This is a genomic window from Tardiphaga sp., assembly GCF_028290785.1.
Taxonomy (GTDB): Bacteria; Pseudomonadota; Alphaproteobacteria; order Rhizobiales; family Xanthobacteraceae; genus Tardiphaga.
In genome coordinates this window covers 24586-41955 of record NZ_JAQGJD010000324.1, presented here as the reverse complement: position 1 = coordinate 41955, position 17370 = coordinate 24586, and the positions used below count along the sequence as shown (strand labels likewise).

At 64.3% G+C, this 17370-nt stretch carries 18 protein-coding genes; 5 read left to right on the top strand and 13 right to left on the bottom strand.

What is annotated here, in order from left to right:
* The first annotated feature begins 55 nt into the window (after positions 1-55).
* From JWR89_RS20590 to JWR89_RS20580, 3 genes are all read left to right on the top strand, one after another.
* The gene (locus tag JWR89_RS20590) at positions 56-298 is read left to right on the top strand and encodes a hypothetical protein (protein ID WP_299719565.1); all 243 of its coding nucleotides are present in this window, start codon (positions 56-58) and stop codon (positions 296-298) included.
* Positions 295-1293, top strand: a complete 999-nt coding sequence (locus JWR89_RS20585) for a tripartite tricarboxylate transporter substrate binding protein (protein WP_299719563.1) — start codon at positions 295-297, stop codon at positions 1291-1293. Before JWR89_RS20590 ends, JWR89_RS20585 begins: the two co-directional genes overlap by 4 nt.
* Positions 1294-1467: 174 nt before the next feature.
* Complete coding sequence (locus JWR89_RS20580; protein ID WP_299719561.1) at positions 1468-2421, top strand: ABC transporter substrate-binding protein; 954 nt, start codon at positions 1468-1470, stop codon at positions 2419-2421.
* 200 nt (positions 2422-2621) lie between these two features.
* Here JWR89_RS20580 and JWR89_RS20575 read toward each other — a convergent pair whose 3' ends face one another.
* The 11 genes from JWR89_RS20575 to petA form a co-directional block, all read right to left on the bottom strand.
* Positions 2622-3518, bottom strand: coding sequence for an HlyD family secretion protein (locus JWR89_RS20575; RefSeq protein ID WP_299719559.1), 897 nt, complete (start codon positions 3516-3518; stop codon positions 2622-2624).
* Positions 3515-3724, bottom strand: coding sequence for a DUF1656 domain-containing protein (locus JWR89_RS20570; protein WP_299719557.1), 210 nt, complete (start codon positions 3722-3724; stop codon positions 3515-3517). Before JWR89_RS20570 ends, JWR89_RS20575 begins: the two co-directional genes overlap by 4 nt.
* A complete protein-coding gene (locus tag JWR89_RS20565; protein ID WP_299719555.1) occupies positions 3721-5784 on the bottom strand; it encodes an FUSC family protein in 2064 nt (687 codons plus the stop codon). The genes JWR89_RS20570 and JWR89_RS20565 overlap by 4 nt, the downstream gene beginning before the upstream one ends.
* Positions 5781-6257, bottom strand: coding sequence for a MarR family transcriptional regulator (locus JWR89_RS20560; protein ID WP_299719553.1), 477 nt, complete (start codon positions 6255-6257; stop codon positions 5781-5783). Before JWR89_RS20560 ends, JWR89_RS20565 begins: the two co-directional genes overlap by 4 nt.
* 89 nt (positions 6258-6346) lie before the next feature.
* Positions 6347-6892 (bottom strand): adenine phosphoribosyltransferase, encoded by a 546-nt coding sequence (locus tag JWR89_RS20555; protein ID WP_299719551.1) that lies wholly within the window; start codon positions 6890-6892, stop codon positions 6347-6349.
* 24 nt (positions 6893-6916) lie between these two features.
* Positions 6917-9079, bottom strand: a complete 2163-nt coding sequence (locus JWR89_RS20550) for an anthranilate synthase component I (protein ID WP_299719548.1) — start codon at positions 9077-9079, stop codon at positions 6917-6919.
* 198 nt (positions 9080-9277) lie between these two features.
* Positions 9278-9691 carry a PIN domain-containing protein gene (locus JWR89_RS20545; protein WP_299719546.1) on the bottom strand — a complete coding sequence of 138 codons (414 nt, stop codon included), beginning with the start codon at positions 9689-9691 and terminating at the stop codon, positions 9278-9280.
* Positions 9681-9920: an AbrB family transcriptional regulator gene (locus JWR89_RS20540; RefSeq protein WP_299719545.1), complete on the bottom strand. Its 240-nt coding sequence runs from the start codon at positions 9918-9920 to the stop codon at positions 9681-9683. The genes JWR89_RS20545 and JWR89_RS20540 overlap by 11 nt, the downstream gene beginning before the upstream one ends.
* Before the next feature lie 54 nt (positions 9921-9974).
* The gene (locus tag JWR89_RS20535; protein ID WP_299719543.1) at positions 9975-10649 is read right to left on the bottom strand and encodes a dienelactone hydrolase family protein; all 675 of its coding nucleotides are present in this window, start codon (positions 10647-10649) and stop codon (positions 9975-9977) included.
* A gap of 274 nt (positions 10650-10923) precedes the next feature.
* Positions 10924-12990 (bottom strand): cytochrome c1, encoded by a 2067-nt coding sequence (locus JWR89_RS20530; RefSeq protein ID WP_299719541.1) that lies wholly within the window; start codon positions 12988-12990, stop codon positions 10924-10926.
* Between the two features lie 59 nt (positions 12991-13049).
* Positions 13050-13577 carry a ubiquinol-cytochrome c reductase iron-sulfur subunit gene (gene petA / locus JWR89_RS20525; RefSeq protein ID WP_299719540.1) on the bottom strand — a complete coding sequence of 176 codons (528 nt, stop codon included), beginning with the start codon at positions 13575-13577 and terminating at the stop codon, positions 13050-13052.
* A 345-nt stretch (positions 13578-13922) separates the two neighbouring features.
* On the opposite strand from petA, the gene JWR89_RS20520 reads away from it, so the two are divergent.
* Both JWR89_RS20520 and JWR89_RS20515 read left to right on the top strand, forming a co-directional pair.
* Positions 13923-14420, top strand: a complete 498-nt coding sequence (locus tag JWR89_RS20520) for a tRNA (cytidine(34)-2'-O)-methyltransferase (protein ID WP_299719538.1) — start codon at positions 13923-13925, stop codon at positions 14418-14420.
* 282 nt (positions 14421-14702) lie between these two features.
* Positions 14703-16445, top strand: a complete 1743-nt coding sequence (locus JWR89_RS20515) for a methyl-accepting chemotaxis protein (protein WP_299719536.1) — start codon at positions 14703-14705, stop codon at positions 16443-16445.
* 191 nt (positions 16446-16636) lie between these two features.
* On the opposite strand, the gene JWR89_RS20510 is transcribed toward JWR89_RS20515, so the two are convergent.
* Positions 16637-16831: a hypothetical protein gene (locus JWR89_RS20510; protein WP_299719534.1), complete on the bottom strand. Its 195-nt coding sequence runs from the start codon at positions 16829-16831 to the stop codon at positions 16637-16639.
* Between the two features lie 178 nt (positions 16832-17009).
* On the bottom strand, positions 17010-17228 hold the full coding sequence (locus JWR89_RS20505) for a hypothetical protein (protein WP_299719532.1): 219 nt from the start codon (positions 17226-17228) through the stop codon (positions 17010-17012).
* Positions 17229-17370 lie beyond the last annotated feature (142 nt).

Genomic DNA, 17370 nt, shown 5'->3' with positions numbered 1-17370 from the left:
CGGCCCGAAAGCCGGGCATGCCAAAATTAACCCTCGCCCTCACGCTGAAACGGGCGTGCTGATGAAAATCCTGTTGCCTGAAACCGCCCCTTTTCAGCAGCCGGCCACGGCTATTCTGCGGCGAAAGAAGTTTCTCCGTGAGGCGGAGGAACTCTTCTCGACGCGAGCCGCGGACAAATGTCCCGATGTGAGCCTCAATGATTTTGCTGGGCTGCGCGAAAACGCTGTTCTCAGCAGCACGCCGCGTTCTAGGCTCTGCAAAAAAGTCGAACAACCATTCTGGGGAGGTTTGCTATGAATCGACGCGATGTCCTGAAGGCCGCGGTGGCGGTTCCCGTTACGTATGCCGGGCTTGGTGCGCTGATGTCCATGTCGCGCGCAGAGACCGCCTGGCCCTCGCGCAACATCACCATGATCGTGCCGTTCCCGGCGGGCGGCCAGGCCGACCTCGCGGCACGGCCGGTGGCGATCGCGCTGGAACGGATTCTCGGCAAGCCGGTCATCGTCGATAACCGCGCGGGCGGCGCCGGCGGGTCCGTCGGCAATGCCCAGGCGGCACGCGCCGAGCCAGACGGCTATACGCTGCTGATGACGCTGTCGTCGCTGGCGGTGCTGCCGGAGGCCGACCGGCTGTTCGAGCGGCCGGTATCCTATGAGGTCGCGCAATTCGCGCCGGTGGCCCGCGTGCTGGCCGATCCCACGCTGCTGGCGGTGCCGGCCAATGCGCCGTGGAAGACGCTGCAGGATTTTGTCGACGATGCGAAGAGGCGGCCGGGACAGATTCCGTATGGCTCATCCGGTCCCTACGGCACGCTGCATGTGGCGATGGAGATGTTCGCCGCCAGCGCCGGCATCAAGCTGCTGCATGTACCGTTCCGCGGCGCCGGCCCTGCCCTCACCGCGCTGCTGTCCGGCACCGTGCAGGCGGTGGCCTCCGCACCGGGCACGCTGCGGCAGCAGGTCGATGACGGCAAAATGCGCGTGCTGGCGAACTGGGGCGCCGAGCGCGTGCCGAGCTTCCCCGACCTACCGACCTTCAAGGAGCTCGGCTACAAGGACGTGGAGTTCTACATCTGGGCCGGACTGTTCGCGCCGGCGGCGCTGCCCGCGCCAATCATGACGCGGTTGCGCGAAGCGATGGCGCAGGCGGTGCAGGCGCCCGAAGTGTCCAGGACCTTTGCCGCCGCCGGCAGCCCGGTCGCCTATCTGGACGCGCCCGACTTCGCAAAATTCGTCGATACCGACAGCGCGCGGCTGATCGCGGCGGTGAAGAAGATCGGCAAGGTGGAATGATTTTGTTTCCCTCCTCCCCTGTGGGAGAGGAAAGGAACAGCGCAAAACTTCCACGGCGCGATCAACGACGACATGATCGTTGCTGCGTCACGCAGATCTTCGGTCAGCCATTCCGTTGACCGGCCGCACATCACGCGTAGCTTTGATGGGACGCATCCCATCAGAGAAACCATCATGAACAAGCCGCTTTCCGCCACTTTGCTCGCCGCCGCTTTCAGCCTCACCGTTGCAACTTCCACCTTCGCCGCCGATCCCGTCACGCTGCGGATCGGCGACCAGAAGGGCGGCAATCGCTCGCTGCTCGAGGCCTCAGGTCTGGCGAAGGACCTGCCCTATAAGATCGTGTGGTCGGAATTTCCCGCCGCGGCGCCGATCCTCGAAGCGCTCAACGCCGGCGCGCTCGATGTCGGCCATACCGGTGATCTCGCGTTTCTCTCGATCTATGCGGCGGGTTCGCCGATCAAGGCGATCGGCGGGGTCCGTGCCAATGCCGACACGCAAGCCATTCTGGTGCGCAACGATTCCCCGATCAAGACGGCGGCCGACCTCAAGGGCAAGCGGCTCGCGGGCACCCGCGGCGGCTGGGGCCAGTTCCTGATCGACGCGACGCTGGAGAAGGCGGGCTACAAGATCACCGATGCGACCTTTGCGCCGCTCGGTCCCGTCGATGCCAAGATCGCGCTGGTGGCCGGCTCGATCGACGGCTGGGCGGTGTGGGAGCCCTACGTCTCCTACGCCGTGCTGAAAGACAACGCCCGCGTGGTGGCCGATGGCGCTGGGTTGACGCCGACGCTGACCTTCATCATCGCCTCGGATCAGGCCATCGCGACCAAGCGCGAAGCCATCGCAGACTTCCTGCAGCGCCTCAACAAGGCGCGAACCTGGTCGCGCGAGCATGTAGAGGAATATGCCAAAAACACAGCCGAACTGACCAAGCTGCCGGAAGACGTGCTGCTGCGCGCCTACAAGGCGCAGGACACGAGGCCGATCGCCATCGACGACGGCGTGGTCAAGGAATTCCAGGAAGCGTCCGATCGCGCCACGCGCTATGGAATTCTGTCGAAGCCGGTCGATGTCAGCAAGGCAGTGGACCGCAGCTTCACGCAGGCGGCGCCGGCGTCGAACTGAACCGACAGAGGCTCTTGCCCCGGACGCGGTGCAACGCGCCGCCTTGGCGGCGTGGCGCACCGCAGAGCCGGGGCCGTCCCACACTCCGGTTTTCGCGACGGTCCCGGCTCTGCGGAGCGGCACAAGAGCGCCGCGCCGCATCGGGACACAAGTCATTTAGACGGTCGCCGGCCTCCCTCTGCCGCACTTGAATCAGTATCTCAAAACGCCTTCGCCACGCTCGTCCCGTCCTTCGGCAAAATCTCCACCGTCGCCGTGCGGCCGGCCACCAGCGTCGCGCCAACTGGAATGCTGTCGAGCACGATGCGCACCGGGACGCGCTGCGCCAGCCGCACCCAGCTGAAGGTCGGCGTTACATTGGCGAGCAGGTTGCTGCCTTCGGCGCGGTCGCGATCCTCGATGCCGGCGGCGATGCTTTCGACACGGCCGGCAAGTTTTTCAGAGTCGCCCATCAGGTGGATGTTGACGGCATCGCCGATGTGGATGCGCGGCAGCTTGGTCTCCTCGAAGTAGCCATCGACATGAAGCGTATCGGTATCGACCAGTGCCATCACACCCTTGCCCGCACTGACATAGGTGCCGGGCCGCAGACCCATGTTGGAAATGGCGCCATTGACCGGCGCGTGCACTTCGCTGCGATCGAGATTGAGCTGCGCCACCGCCTGATCGGCGATGCCCTGATCATATGCGGCCTTGGCGAGCAACTGCGTCGCCGTCACCTGCTCCTGCTTCTGCTGCGACACCGCGTCGGTGGTGAGTTCGCGGTAGCGCTTCAGATCGGCATTGGCCTGATCGAGCGTTGCGTGGCGCCCGGCGACCACGGCTTGCGCCTGCTGCAGCGCCAGCGCGAAGCGCACGCGGTCGATGCGCATGATCACGTCGCCGCGCTTCACTTTCTGATTGTCCTTGACCAAAATCTCGGTGACGAAGCCGGAGACATCCGGCGCCACGGTGACCACGTCGGCGCGCACCCGCCCGTCGCGGGTCCAGGGTGCGTCCATGTAATAGACCCAGAGATAGCGGCCGACGGCCAAGGCGGCGACCACCATCAGCGCGGTGACGGTGAAACGGCGGACGAACCCAACGGTGTTTTTCATGACAGCAATCCGGACGAGAGATAGACCACGCCGCCGAGCAGGCAGACGTACAGCGCGAGATCGAACAACGCGCGATGCCAGACGAAACGGTACAGGCCGGAACGCTCCAACAGCGGCCGCAGCAGCGCGCCTATGAGGTAGGTAAGAATCAACCACAACAGCAGCGCCGGCACGAGGATTCCAAACAGATCGATTTCATATCTCATGCCGCAACGCTCCCGTGCCGAGGCAGCGCCATCGGCTGATAGGCCGGCGCCTCCGGAAACAGGCCGCGACGGATGCCCACAAGGCCGATCAGCGCATCGCCGCGCACCGCATCGCCGGCCTCGGTCATCGCCCCGGCCAGCGCGCGGTCGATATCGGCCAGCAGCCCGGGCGGCATCGTGCCGCCGTCATAGGTTCGGAAATCCGCGGCGAGCTCATCAAGCATGGCATCGATGGCCTGCAGCGTCTGCGGCGACAGGCCGTGACGGGCACGGCGCAGATCGACGATATTGAGGCCGACGCGCAGTTCCCTGAGATTATCGACGTTGCGCAGGTCGCTGTCCGGCAGCGCCGCGAGACGTGGCGCCAGCAGGCCGATGCGGTTAAGCATCAGTCCGGCGAAGGCGGCGCGGTCGCGGTTGCCGCGGCTCTCGGCGGCCCAAGCCAAAGCCGTCCAGCCCTTGCGCATCAGCCGGCGCACGCTCCATTCCGCGCCCACCGAACGCGCCAGCAGGATGGTCAGCGCCGAGATTTCGACGCCGACGAAGAAGGCGATACCGGCATTGGCGAAGGCCGCGAAATCGGCGCTGTAGGTTGACTGGATCGCCATCAGGCTGGCGGTGTTGGCGGCCAGCAGCATGCCGATGAAGAACGTCGCCGGGCGCGCGATCAGGTAGCCGAACAGCAGGAACGCCGGCGCCAGCACCGCAATCAGCATCTCGATGTTGGAGATTCCCGGCAGTATCGCGAACAGATAGGTCGCGACAATGACCATCGCCACCAGCGTCCATTTGGCGAAGCCGCGCAAGCCGACCGAGGGATCATCCATGTTCGCGAAAAACGAGCAGCCGACCGCAGCCATCATCGGCGCCGAGGCGCCATCGACCCAACCGGTGTAAATCCAAAACGCACAGCACAGCAGGATCGCGAGAATGGCGCCGCCGGCGGACCACAGCGCCATCCCGTGATCCACATGCCGCACCGGCGCGACTCCGGCTTCGGAACGAAATGCCAGCCTGGCGTCGGTCGGACGGCCGCCTTCGGCAATCGCCTGGTTGAGCACACGGCAGTCCGCGGAGATATCCACCAGTTCGCGCAGCCGCAGCAAGAGACTGGCGACCATGATCGTATCCCAGGACGAGCCGGCATCGAGCTTCGGCAACTGCGCGGCGATCGCCGCGCGCAGCCGGTCGGCCGGTTCGCGTGCGGTATCGTCATCGGCGATCCAGTGGGAAAGATCGTCGACCAGGGCCATCAGGCGTGGCTGCGTCGAGCGCACCTCGCTGCCGAGAGCATCGATGCGGTCGCCGATCGAGGACAGCAGCGGCAGCAGCATCAGCATGCGCAGCCGTAACGCGCGCAGCCAGCACGGCGTGTCGCGACTGACGTTGCGGTCGTAGGCTAGGTGATCCGACAGCGTGTCGATATCGACGGCGTCGGAGGCGAGGTGCAAGCGCTGCTCTCGCACCGCCTTGTCGGCGCCATGCCCGGCCAGCACCTGCTGGCTGATGGCGCGCGCGCCGCCAAGCCAGGTACCGACCCGCGCAGCAACGGCCGGGCCGACGCTGCGCGGCAGCACGATGGTGGAGACGATGCTGGCGCAGAGGATGCCGAGAATGATCTCCTCGCTGCGCGCCAGCGCGATGTCGAAGATCGCCGCCGGCTCTGAGACCGAGGGAAACCCGATCAGCGCCGCGGTGTAGCCCGCCAGCATGAACATGTAGCCGCGCGGCGTGCGGTCGAGCATCGAGATGTAGAGGCAGAGCCCAACCCACAGCGCGAGGCCAAGGCTGAGCAGTTCCGGTGAATTGACCAGGTTAGGCACCAGCGCAACGCTCGCGCAGGCGCCGATCAGCGTGCCGGCGACGCGAAAGAACGCCTTAGAGCGGGTCGCGCCGGCCAGCGACTGCGAGGCGATGTAGACCGTCGCCAATGCCCAGTACGGCCGCGGCAAGTCCATCGCCAGCGCGATCAGCAGCGCCATCACCGCCGCGAGAAATGTTTTCAGCGAAAAGATGATGTCGGCGTGGCGAACCAGAAACGTCGAGCGAACAGCGGTCATGGCAGGGAGTCCGCCTCCTCGGCGGCGAGCAGCGATCGGTTGGCGGAAAGTTCGATCCGCCGTAGCACATCGAAGGTGACCGCGAGTTCGTCGGCGGAGACGTCCTTCATCAGGTCGGCACGGACGCGGCGCATCACGCGCTTGATCTCCTCGGCCTTGGCTTCGCCGAGCGCGGTGAGATGCAGCATCTTGGCGCGGCGATCGGTGGGATCCTCGCGGCGCTCGACCAGTCCTTCGGCCGCCAGTAGATCGATCAACCGCACCACCGACGGGCCTTCCAGGCCCATCTCGTCGGCCAGCACGCCCTGGCGGACGTGCTTACCGCCGCGCGACAGGATCAGCAGCGGATGCGCGGTAGCTTCCGACAGCCCGTGCGCGGACAGCGCCTGGTCCGCCTTGCGACGCCAGACGCGGGCCAATCGTGCGACCAGAAGGCCGAGTTCCGCCTGAATGTGGGATGGAGCGAACGTCATCCGAATTAGATAGGATGCTATCGATTAGGCTGCAATCGATTTCCGGTATTCCGGCTTCACGGTGCGGTGAGGAACGGCCGGTCCGGCAATCAGTGCCCGTCGAACGTCATCAGCGTGCGCACCGGCACGCCCATCGCGCGCAGTTTGGCCGCGCCGCCCAGATCCGGCAGGTCGATGATGAAGCACGCCGCCATCACCTCGGCGCCGATCTGGCGCATCAGCTTGCAGGCGCCCTCCGCGGTGCCGCCGGTGGCAATGAGGTCATCGACCAGAATGACGCGCTCGCCGGGCTTGATGGCGTCGGCGTGGACTTCCATTTCGTCGAGGCCATATTCCAGGGAATAGGCGATGCTCACCGTGGTGTGCGGCAGCTTGCCCTTCTTGCGGATCGGCACGAAGCCGGCCGATAGCTGATGCGCTACCGCCCCGCCGATGATGAAACCGCGCGCTTCCATGCCGGCCACCTTGTCGATCTTCAGCCCGGCCCAGGGCTGCACCAGCTCGTCGATGGCGCGGCGGAACGAGCGCGCGTCGCCGAGCAGCGTGGTGATGTCGCGGAACAAGATCCCGGGCTTGGGATAATCCTTGATGGTGCGGACGGAGGCCTTCAGGTCGTGCTCAAGTTCGGGTGTCATCGACGTCTTTCAGAGGATTGAAGTTTAGTTGGATTTCTGGCCGAGTCGGAACGCGTTCTCGACGATGCGCAGGCCGACATCGCCGCCGAGCGACATCAGCGATTCCGGGTGAAACTGCACGCCGCCGATCGGCAGCGTGGTGTGTTCGATCGCCATGGCGACGCCATCCTCGGTGGCAGCGGTGACGGTGAGTACCGCGGGCATACTGTCCTGCTCGACGAACAGCGAATGATAGCGGCCGATCACGATCTCATTGGGCAGGTTGAACATCAGCTTGCCGCCGCGGTTCTGCACCCGTGACGGCCGGCCATGTGCCGGCTGCGCCAGTTGGCCCAGCACGCCGCCGAAATATTCGCCGATCGCCTGCACGCCGAGGCAGACGCCGAACACCGGCAATTGCTTCTCCAGCGCGGTATCGATGGTCGCCTTGATGCCAAAGTCCTCGGGGCGTCCCGGCCCCGGCGACAACACCAGCAGGTCAAATTTCTCCCGGTTCAGTACGGTCTGCGCATGGATGTGCCGGACCACGCTGACGGTGGCGCCGACCTGGCGAAAGTAGTCCGCCAGCATGTGGACAAAGCTATCATCGTGGTCGATCAGCAGCACCTTCTTGCCGGAGCCCGAGGCATCCGGCGCGAACGCCGACAGCGGCTTCGGCGCGTCGCCGCGCAGCGCCTGGAACAACGCCGCCGCCTTGGTCTGACATTCCTTCTCTTCGGCGACAGGATCCGAGTCGAACAGCAAGGTCGCGCCGACGCGGACTTCCGCTAGGCCGTCCTTCATACGGATGGTGCGGATGGTGATGCCGGTGTTGATACCGCCGTCGAACGACACGCAGCCGATCGCGCCGGCGTACCAGCGCCGCGACGAGCGCTCATTGTCCTCGACAAACTGCATCGCCCACAGTTTCGGCGCGCCGGTCACGGTGACTGCCCAGGCGTGGGTGAGAAACGCGTCGAGTGCGTCGAAACCCGGACGTAACACGCCCTCGACGTGATCGACGGTGTGGAACAGTTTTGAATAGGTTTCGATCTGGCGACGCGCCAGCACCTTGATGGTGCCGGGGACACAGACCCGCGCCTTGTCGTTGCGGTCGACGTCGGTGCACATGTTGAGTTCGAATTCGTCCTTCTCCGAATTCAGCAATTGCCGGATCTGCTCGGCATCGCCGATGGCATCGACGCCCCGCGCGATGGTGCCGGAAATCGGGCAGGTCTCGATGCGGCGGCCGTCGGAGCGCACGAACATTTCCGGAGAAGCAGCGACAAGAAATTCGCCGTCGCCGAGATTCATCAGCGCGCCATAGGGCGACGGGTTGATGACGCAGAGCCGCTGGAACACTTCCGCCGGCGAGCGTTCGCAGGGTTCGGCGAACAATTGCCCGGGCACCGCCTCGAACAGATCGCCGCGGGCGAAAGCGGCGCGCGCCGTCTCTACCGTCGCCTGATACTCGCCGGGCGCGTGGTCGGCAAAGCCCTGGCGCGGCTGTTTGTTATAGCCGCTGTCCGGCGTCTCGCGCGGCAGGCCGGCGGTGGCGTTGCCCTTCCAGACAAAGTCGTAGCTCAGCGTCACGCCGCGGCCGGTGGCGCGGTCATAGGCCAGCAATTGGTCCGGCAGATACAGCACGATGTCGCGCTGGTCGGCCTCGCGGGCGCGTTTCTGTTTCAGGTCTTCCATCTGAAACACCAGATCGTAGGCGAAGGCGCCGAACAGGCCGAGCATCGGATCGTCCGACGAAAACAGCTGTGCCACCATATCGCGTACCAGCGACATCACGCTGGCACGGCGGGTACGCTGGTCTTCCTCGATCGGGGCATCGCCGCGAACGATGTGGCCCTTCAACAGGTTGGCGGAGCGCTTGTCGATCACCACGCAGGGGTCGCGCAGGGAGTCGCCAAGGAACGCGATCAGCACCCGGCCGCGTGCATTCAGCGCGGTCAGGGAGAACTCGGGTCCGGTGGTCTCCAGCAGCAACGGCGGATCGGCGAAACCGAGGTCGAAGCTCTCATAGCGCCCGGGCACCGTGGTGCCTGACGACAGCACCACGCCGCGGCGGCGGTCCAGCAACTCGATCAGGTCGTCGAGTGCGGTGCCGCCGGTAAACTGCGCCACATGGCGCGCCACCGTGAGCCCGGCGCGGGTCTGGTAGGTACTGTCGGCGGGAAGTGAAAAGACCGTCCTGTTCATGATGTCCTCTTACGAAATCCGGGAGAGGCGCGCCACACAGGACAAACGAACAAAGGCCGTCGCACTGCGAGGGCGGCCTTTTGACGATTGAAAATAGAAAATCGCACAGCCACCTCGTTCAGGAGGTGCGCCACCAAAGACGGGTGTTGCGGCAGGCTGCGATCATGGGCGGCAATGAGCCATGGCCGGAGGGGAAGGTCAAGGGGCGGTTTCATCCCGAAACGGGTTGATAATCCGCAGCCTGCCATCGACCACCATCCCGTCCTGCATGTCCTCGGACCACAGGGTGTCGCATTCCGCGGCGAGCGCAGCGGCAACGATGAAACTGTCGTAGATCGAAAAACCGTAGCGTTCGGCGACGCGGAGGCCGGATTCGTGAATTTCCACGGTGATGGGAATGACCGTCAGATACGACCGGACTGTGGACAGCGTCGTGAAAGTATCTTTCCACGACATCGCATACTTTCGACGTGAGATATTCGTGATTTCGTTGAGGACCTGTACACTGACGACACCGCCCGCGCGGAGCAAAAACTCGACATGGTCGGCCTTTCGCTGGTCGTCTGTCGCGAGGTAAATCAACACATTGGTGTCAAAGAAATTACCTGGCATTCGCCTCGTCGCGGTCAAACTTGAAATTGGCGGGGATGCGTCCACGGAGTTGACGCATCCGCATCAACCACTCTTCTGGACTGAGGTCGGGCAAATCTTCGGGCGATACCTGGGGCTCCGGCCGCTTGATCTCGACATCCACCTCGTCGCCCTCCTTCAGTCCGAGGCGCGCCACGTCCTCCGCGGACAGGCGGACTCCGAGACTGTCACCCCATTTGGAGACGATCATGGCCATGCTCCTGATATGCACTCAATCCGAGCATATCAGGAGTTTGCCACTCCGTTAAGCCAGATGCTTCTTGAAGAACGCCGTGGCACGACCCCAGGCCAGTTCGGCGGCTTCGCGGTCATGCACGCTGGCACGCTGTTCGTTGACGAAGGCGTGGTCGGCCTCGTAGCGGAAGAATTCCGCGCTTTTGCCGGCCGCCTTGAGGCCGGCTTCGAAGGCATCGACCACCGCGGGCGTGCACCAGTCATCGCGGTTGGCAAAGTGTCCCTGCAGCGGCACCTGCACATCGGCGGGTCTGGCGGCGGCTTCCGGCGGAATGCCGTAAAATGCCACGGCGGCCTTCAATTCAGGAATCTTGCAGGCGCCTATCACCGTGACGGCACCGCCGAGGCAGAAGCCGGTGAGGCCGACCTTGGCGCCGTTGCGCGCCAGATACTGCGCGGCGCCGCGTACCGTCTGGGTGGTGGCGTCCATGAAATCCAGCGAGTTCATCTCTTTGCCGGCGGCGTCCGTGTCGTGATACGGCACCACCTTGCCGTTGTAGAGATCCGGCGCCAGCGCATCGAAGCCGGCCAGCGCGAAGCGGTCGGCGAGGCCCTTGATCTGCTCCGATAGCCCCCACCATTCCTGGATCACCACGACGCCCGGCGCGTTGCCGGCGGAAGCGTTGGCGAGGTAGCCGCCGGTTTCCTTGCCGTCCGGCCGCTTGAAAGTGATGTGGGTACCCATGGGAATCCTCCGAAGATGTTGAACGCCATTGATCGGTATTTTGACGGCGGGATGATGACAAGGCAATCGCCAACGCCGTCATTGCGAGGAGCGACCGCAGCGGCCGTAGGGTGGGCAAAGCTTCGATGCGCGGAGCGCGACGAAGCGTGCCCACGTCTGTCGTCGGTGCGTGGCAACGCGTGGGCACGGTGCAAGCGCGCCTTTGCCCACCCTACCAGAGCCCAACAAAAAAGCCCCCGCAGGGGCTTTCTCAGTTGGCATCGGCCGTCGCCGCTCAGTGCGCGTTGGCCCAGACCTTTTTCTTCGTGAAGTACAGCAGCCCCGCGAGAAGGATCAGGAACACCATCACCTGCAGGCCGAGACGTTTGCGGGCCTCAAGGTGCGGCTCCGCGGTCCACATCAGGAAGGTCGAAACGTCCTTGGCGTAGTTCTCAAGCTTCTGCGGCGTGCCGTCATCATAGGTGACCTGATCGTCGGAGATCGGCTTCGGCATCTTGATGGCGTGGCCGGGGTAGATCTTGTTGTAATAGGCGCCCTCGGGCAGCTTGAAATCGGCCGGCGGCGGATCGACGTAGCCCTGCAGCAAAGCGTCGATGTAGTTCGGGCCCTTCTCCTGGAACTGGGTGAAGAAGTCGAAGATGAACTGCGGGAAACCGCGGTCGTAGTTGCGGGCCTTGGCCATCAGCGACAGGTCCGGCGGCGCGGCGCCGCCATTGGCCGCACGCGCAGCCTGCTCGTTCGGGAACGGCGCGGGAAAGCGGTCGGCGAGCCGGCCGGGACGCTCGAACATGTCGCCTGCGTCGTTCGGGCCGTCCTTGACCTTGACGTCGGAGGCGACAGCCAACGCCTGCGCCGCAGTGAAGCCGGGGCCGCCTTCATCCGCGAGGTTGCGGAAGTACAGCAGGTTCATGGAATGGCAGGTCGAGCAGACTTCCTTGTAGACCTTGTAGCCGCGCTGCAGGGCACCGCGGTCGAACTTGCCGAACGGGCCGGCGAACGACCATTTCAGCGATGGCGGCGTCGGGCCGCCGTGCTCCTGGGCACGGGCGTCCTGCACGCCGCCGGCGATCAGGCCGCCGGCCAGCACCAGGACTGCGATCGCGGACACGACCTTCTTGCCATATTTGGCCAGAACGTCATCGGCGATCGAGTTCGGTACCGCGCGCGGTTTCTCGATGCGGCTGAGGATCGGCAGCACGATCAGGAAATAGGCGAAGTAGACGAAGGTCAGCACGCGCGAAGCGATGGTGTAGATGCCTTCGGCCGGCTTGCCGCCCAGCCAGCCGAGCAGGATGCAGGTCACCACGAACATCCAGAAGAACTGTTTGGCGAGCGGGCGATAGCGCGACGAACGAGTCTTGGCGTTGTCGAGCCAGGGCAGGAACGCCAGCACCACGATGGCGCCGAACATGCAGATCACGCCGCCGAGCTTGCTCGGGATCGAGCGCAGGATCGCGTAGAACGGCAGGTAGTACCATTCCGGCACGATGTGCGCGGGCGTTACGCCCGGGTTCGCCATGATGTAGTTGTCGGGATCGCCGAGGTAGTTCGGCACGTAGAACACGAACCAGGCGTAGAAGATCATGAAGCATACCATGCCGAAACCATCCTTGATGGTCGCGTAGGGCGTGAACGGCACGGTGTCCTTCTCGGTCTTCGGTTCGACGCCGGCCGGGTTGTTCTGGCCAGCCACGTGCAGCGCCCAGACGTGCAGCACGACCACGCCGGCGATCACGAACGGCAGCAAATAGTGCAGCGAGAAGAAGCGGTTCAGGGTCGGGTTGCCGACCGAATAGCCGCCCCACAGCAGGGTGACGATGCTGTCGCCCACATAGGGGATTGCGGAGAACAGGTTGGTGATGACCGTGGCGCCCCAGAAGCTCATCTGGCCCCACGGCAGCACGTAGCCCATGAAACCGGTCGCCATCATCAGGAGGTAGATGATCACGCCGAGGATCCAGAGGATTTCGCGCGGCTCCTTGTACGACCCATAATACAGGCCGCGGAACATGTGGATGTACACGGCGATGAAGAACATCGAGGCGCCGTTGGAATGCAAGTAGCGCAGCAGCCAGCCGAAGTTGACGTCACGGACGATGCTCTCGACCGAGTTGAACGCCATATCGACGTGCGGGGTGTAGTGCATCGCCAGGATCACGCCGGTGATGATCTGCACGCCGAGCATGAAGGAAAGAATGCCGCCGAACGTCCACCAGTAGTTCAGGTTGCGCGGCGTCGGATAGGCCACGAACGAGGAGTGGATCAGGCCGATAATCGGCAGGCGCCGCTCGATCCACTGCAGGGCGGGATTGGTCGGCTGGTAGGTGGATGGTCCGCTCATGATGCGATCCTGAGGAGAGAAACGACTTTATCGGCGAGGCTTCGGGCGGGACCCAAAACTCAGCCGATCTTGATTTTGCTGTCGGAAACGAAAGCGTAAGGCGGCACCGGCAGGTTCAGCGGCGCGGGGCCGCGGCGGACGCGGCCGGAAGAGTCGTACTGCGAACCGTGGCACGGGCAGAAGAAGCCGTCATATTCGCCTTCATGGGCGATCGGGATGCAGCCGAGATGGGTGCAGATGCCGATCACGACGAGCCACTGGTCGTGGCCTTCCTTGACGCGGGATTGGTCGGACGCGGGATCCGGCAGGCTCGCGGTCGGCACCGAACGCGCCTCATCGACCTGCTTCTTGGTCCGGTTCATGATGTAAATCGGCTTGCCGCGCCAGAACACCTTGATGTCCTGTCCTTCGGCGATCGGCGCCAGATCGACTTCGATCGGCGCGCCCGCGGCAATGGTCGAGGCGTCCGGGTTCATCTGGGAGATCAGCGGCCAGACGGCGGCGGCTGCGCCGACGGCGGCCACGGCGCCCGTCGCCACGAAGAGGAAATCACGGCGCGTGTGTTCCGCCGAAGACGTTGTCGTCACGATTCCAAGCCCTTTCTCGTTTGCTGCCGGTGAACAGCCCGAAGTGACGCAAGATGCGTGCGACTCGAGGTCGTTGCCGGCGCCCGCGGTCCCCACGGCGGCAGAACGTCACTTATCCCGGCACAAGTAGCCTAACAAGCAGTCCAGAATCGTTCTATTCGCACCCTTGCACCGGTAGTGCAAGCCTGCTTGCGGCTCTCCTGCGTGCAATGCACTAAATCCGCCGCGCACCGCCCTCCGAGACCGCCAGGCTGCGGGTCGGAAGACCGCCCGGCTTGCGACCTCGGCGCCGGGACGCTATCGCCTGCCCTGTCGGCGGGCAACGCCGCGCGGGAGCCGAAGTCCATGCGCATTGCGCTCTACCAGCCGGATATTCCGCAGAATACCGGCACCATCCTGCGGCTGTGCGCTTGTCTCGACGTCGAGGCGCATATCATCGAACCGGCCGGCTTCCCGATCTCCGACCGGCACTTCCGCCGCGCCGGGATGGACTATCTCGACCAGGTCCGCATCGTCAGGCACGATTCCTGGGGCCATTTCGAACGGTGGCGATATGACAACGGCCACCGCCTGGTGCTGTTCACCACCAAGGGCGCCGTGCCCTATCTCGATCACCACTATGCCGCCAACGACATCCTGCTGTTCGGCCGCGAATCCGCCGGCGTTCCCGACGCAGTGGCGGCCACTGCCGATGCCCGGGTGGTGATCCCAATTCGCCCTGGCCTGCGCTCGCTCAACATCGCCATGGCCGCCGCCATGGCCATGGGCGAAGCGCTGCGGCAGACCGGGCCGTCGCGTGGCCAGGTGCAAGGCCAAACGGTTCCGCTGCGGGGCGGCGAGTGACAGCGCGGGGACGAATGGCGCTGGGGCGGCAACGAGAGCTGCAGTTCTGTCGGGCCGGCGGGTTGCACGCCGCGACCTGAATCGCCAAGGCCACCAGCCCCGCGGTTCTTTTGACGACGCGTGCGGGGCGACCGTCGCCATTTGAACGATTTGGAGTGCCGCGACAGAAGCCTTTCTTGCGATAGGCGGTATTAACGTAGTGGTAATGCGAAAGGCCGATGTTCAATTCAAGTCGTCGATCTACGACGCAATTCCATTCAAGAACATCATCACCATCATGACGTGAACGATCGCCACGCAGCGATCGATCATGGCGTCGATCCGCATCCTGAAAGCCACGCCCCCATGCGCCTGACCTTGAAGACCACTCTCATTGGCATCGTAGCCCTCCTTGTCGTGTTGATGGCGGGGCAAACGTTCACGGCCCTCACCAAATCGCAGGAGATCAATGCCAGTGCCGACGATCTCGCGACGAGCTGGCTGCCGTCCCTCAAGGTACTCGGTGAAATCAAATATCTGACCACGCGCATCCGATTGTTCGAATCGCGTCTCGCACTCAACAACGATCCATCGATCCGCAGCGACCGGGAAAGCAGGCTGGTGACAGCGCTCCCGCAAATGGTGAAAAACTTCGAGATCTACCAGCCGATGATCTCGTCGCCCGAGGAAAGACAGGCCTGGACTGTTTTCACGGGAAAGTGGAATGCCTATCTCGGGGCGCAGAAGCTGATCCTCGAGGCCGCCGCGGCAAACAAGAGTGCCGAGGCCGCGTCGCTGCTGAACGGCAAGAGCGCCGAGCTTTTCAATGAGGCCCTGGCTGCCCTTGATGCCGGCGTCGATCTGAACACCAAGGGCGCGGCGAAAGCCGTCAATCAGGCCCGCGGCACTTACGCATCGGCAAAGGTCACGACCTATCTTGTCGCAACCATCGCACTGCTGATCGGCGTGGCATCAGCCTTCGTCGTCATCTTTCGCGTCACCAATCCGCTGCAGCGCATCAATGCGGCGATGGGCGTGATTGCCGGCGGCAATCTCGAGGAGAAGATCGTCGACACCGACCGCCGCGACGAAATCGGCGACATGGCCAAAGCGCTGCAGGTGTTCAAGGACAGCGGACTGCGTGTGCGTCAGATGGAGGCCGAGCAGAAGGACCAGCAACTCCACTCGGCATCCCAGCGCAAGGCCGATATGTTGAAGCTGGCCGGCGATTTCGAAGCTGCCGTCGGCGAGATCGTCGATACGGTCTCCTCGTCCTCGACCGAACTCGAAGCCTCCGCCAGCACCCTCACCGCGACCGCGGCACGCGCGCAGGATCTCACCACCGCCGTTGCCGCGGCATCGGAAGAAGCCTCCGCTAACGTCCAGGCGGTTGCGTCGGCGACGGAGGAGATGGCCTCCTCGGTCAACGAGATCAGCCGCCAGGTGCAGGAATCCGCCGGCATTGCCAATCAGGCCGTGGAGCAGGCCCGCAAGACCAACGAACGGGTTGGCGAACTGGCCAAGGCCGCAGCAAGGATCGGCGACGTGGTCGAACTGATCAACACCATTGCCGGACAGACCAACCTGCTGGCGCTTAATGCGACCATCGAGGCAGCGCGCGCCGGCGATGCCGGCCGCGGCTTCGCCGTGGTGGCCAGCGAAGTGAAGGCGCTGGCCGAACAGACCGCAAAAGCCACCGGCGAGATCAGCCAGCAGATCAGCGGCATCCAGGCGGCCACGCAGGAATCCGTCGGCGCCATCAAGGAAATCGGCAACACCATCGGCCGGATGTCGGAGATCTCCTCGACCATCGCCTCGGCGGTGGAGGAGCAGGGCGCCGCCACCCAGGAAATCTCCCGCAACGTGCAGCAGGCCGCGCAGGGCACCGCGCAGGTATCGTCCCACATCGCCGACGTACAGCGCGGCGCCCATGAGACCGGCTCGGCATCCTCGCAGGTGTTCTCGGCAGCGCAGTCGTTGTCACACGATAGCAACCGGCTCAAGACCGAAGTCGGCCGCTTCCTCAGTTCAGTCCGCGCGGCTTAACGGACCGGTCGGATGCCGGCATCTGCATAGCGGCTCCAGCGTCGCGAAGACCGCAGAAACTGGGGTCACCACGAAACCGGTGGGGGCTCACCGGCTACGCCGATACGTCGGCTGCCGAGTGCAGACAGCGAGACGGACGCGGATAAGGCGGATAAGGTGGTGCCGATCCGGCGGTTGGAACAAGCGCGCGCTCAGCCCTTCGGCGGCCGCCCTGGGCTGGGCGCAAACATGCTCCGTGTGTCGGCAGCGTTGCGCAGCACGCCGGCCTTTTTGAGCGCCGCGATGCGCTCCGGTCCGACCGGCATCTGGCGCGCGGCTTCCAGCGCGTCGGTGGCACGGGCATCCCAATCTTGCAGATCGGGGCGGGAGGGTCGCCGGGGCTTCATGACTGTCTCACGATCGAAGTTGACGACAAGGCCATCGCACCGGCCGGGTGCTTCTGGACGCGCCGGCAGTGCGGACATTTGAAAGACTGCAGATCGGTACCGATGGCGACCGCATCGATCTGTTGCTGCATCGGCGATCCGCAGGCCGTGCAGCAGGGATTCTGGCTGACCCTGGCGCTCATGGCTGCACCTCGGCGTTCGACGGATGGCTGTGCACGCTGAGCCATGTTTTGTTCCTGAACAGCGCACGCAGCGACAGCGCAATCTGGCGGTGCTGGTTGCGCTGGGGGCCAGGTGGAAACGAACGCGCGAAGCGCAACGTGCTGCGGCGCAGATCGAAAAGCTCGACCTCGCTGAACTGCCGAGGCATGACGGGCGTTCGTTCGATCGCGGACATAGGACTCCCCCAAATGTGGCGGGAGCGCTACCGAACTCTCTGTCACCGGCAAAGGCCAAAGGTTGCTGCGGCGATGGGTTAAGTTCTATACCGGACATTAATTAGGCGTCTGCCCGGTTCCGGACTTAGCCGTGAATTTCGG

Coding starts and splice junctions, on each gene's coding strand:
- JWR89_RS20520 (WP_299719538.1), top strand. CDS start 13,923: ATGCGCATTGCGCTCTACCAGCCGGATATTCCGCAGAATACCGGCACC.
- JWR89_RS20580 (WP_299719561.1), top strand. CDS start 1,468: ATGAACAAGCCGCTTTCCGCCACTTTGCTCGCCGCCGCTTTCAGCCTC.
- JWR89_RS20540 (WP_299719545.1), bottom strand. CDS start 9,920: ATGATCGTCTCCAAATGGGGTGACAGTCTCGGAGTCCGCCTGTCCGCG.
- JWR89_RS20575 (WP_299719559.1), bottom strand. CDS start 3,518: ATGAAAAACACCGTTGGGTTCGTCCGCCGTTTCACCGTCACCGCGCTG.
- JWR89_RS20550 (WP_299719548.1), bottom strand. CDS start 9,079: ATGAACAGGACGGTCTTTTCACTTCCCGCCGACAGTACCTACCAGACC.
- JWR89_RS20560 (WP_299719553.1), bottom strand. CDS start 6,257: ATGACGTTCGCTCCATCCCACATTCAGGCGGAACTCGGCCTTCTGGTC.
- JWR89_RS20510 (WP_299719534.1), bottom strand. CDS start 16,831: ATGAAGCCCCGGCGACCCTCCCGCCCCGATCTGCAAGATTGGGATGCC.
- JWR89_RS20530 (WP_299719541.1), bottom strand. CDS start 12,990: ATGAGCGGACCATCCACCTACCAGCCGACCAATCCCGCCCTGCAGTGG.
- JWR89_RS20505 (WP_299719532.1), bottom strand. CDS start 17,228: ATGTCCGCGATCGAACGAACGCCCGTCATGCCTCGGCAGTTCAGCGAG.
- JWR89_RS20555 (WP_299719551.1), bottom strand. CDS start 6,892: ATGACACCCGAACTTGAGCACGACCTGAAGGCCTCCGTCCGCACCATC.
- JWR89_RS20545 (WP_299719546.1), bottom strand. CDS start 9,691: ATGCCAGGTAATTTCTTTGACACCAATGTGTTGATTTACCTCGCGACA.
- JWR89_RS20585 (WP_299719563.1), top strand. CDS start 295: ATGAATCGACGCGATGTCCTGAAGGCCGCGGTGGCGGTTCCCGTTACG.
- JWR89_RS20570 (WP_299719557.1), bottom strand. CDS start 3,724: ATGAGATATGAAATCGATCTGTTTGGAATCCTCGTGCCGGCGCTGCTG.
- JWR89_RS20535 (WP_299719543.1), bottom strand. CDS start 10,649: ATGGGTACCCACATCACTTTCAAGCGGCCGGACGGCAAGGAAACCGGC.
- JWR89_RS20565 (WP_299719555.1), bottom strand. CDS start 5,784: ATGACCGCTGTTCGCTCGACGTTTCTGGTTCGCCACGCCGACATCATC.